This window comes from Intrasporangium oryzae NRRL B-24470 (genome assembly GCF_000576595.1).
GTDB classification, from domain to species: domain Bacteria; phylum Actinomycetota; class Actinomycetes; order Actinomycetales; family Dermatophilaceae; genus Intrasporangium_C; species Intrasporangium_C oryzae.
Genome location: NZ_AWSA01000117.1, coordinates 1 through 807, shown reverse-complemented (window position 1 = coordinate 807; position 807 = coordinate 1). Strand labels below are relative to the sequence as shown.

The window sequence follows — 807 nt, the reverse complement described above, 5'->3', positions numbered from 1 at the left end:
GAGCTTCGGCGGCGAGGACGTGCTGGCCGGCTTCCGCCGCGCCTTTGCCCGTCACGGGCTGCCGGCGCGGGTGCTGACCGACAACGCCGCGGTGTTCACCGGCAAACCGCGCCGCGGTGGGCGGGTCGCGCTCGAGGTCGAGCTGGACCTGCTCGGGATCCGGCTGGACCATTCCCGGCCGCGGCACCCGCAGACGTGCGGGAAGGTCGAGCGGTTCCACCAGACCCAGAAGAAGTGGCTGGCCGCCCAGCCACCCGCGCCGACGCTGGCCGAGCTGCAACGGCAGCTGAACCGGTTCCGCCGCTACTACAACACGGTGCGCCCGCACCGGGCGATCGACCGGCGCACCCCCACGCAGGCCTACCTCGCCCGGCCCAAGGCCCACCCCACCGGCCCCCGCCTCAGCGGGCACTACCGGGTCCGGCGCGACCGGGTCGACACCGGCGGGGTGATCACCCTGCGCTACGACGGCCGGCTGCGGCATGTCGGCCTGGGCCGGGACCACCGCGGCAAGCGGGTCCTGGCCCTGATCGCCGACCGCTACGTGCGCGTGGTCGACCTCGAGACCGGTGAGCTCCTGCGTCAGCTGACCCTGGACCCCGACAAGGACTACCAGCCCCGGGGCCGGCCACCCGGCCCCCGCGGCCAGCACCCGGCGCCGCCCGCAGCCGGGGTCCAGACTGGCCGCAGGCCACCCGCAGGGCCCCGGTCTTGACCCCGGCGAGGACCGCGCCACCCTCCCGACAAGGGGCCGCTGAATGCAACGATGTCCCGAGACACCTGTCAACGGTGTCTCGGGACATCACA

Annotated in this window: 1 protein-coding gene; it reads left to right on the top strand. The window is 74.5% G+C overall.

Features of this window, described 5'->3' with window-relative positions:
* A partial coding sequence (locus N865_RS23805; RefSeq protein WP_157557831.1) for an integrase core domain-containing protein occupies window positions 1–715 on the top strand: 715 nt, incomplete at its 5' end.
* Window positions 716–807: the final 92 nt, after the last annotated feature.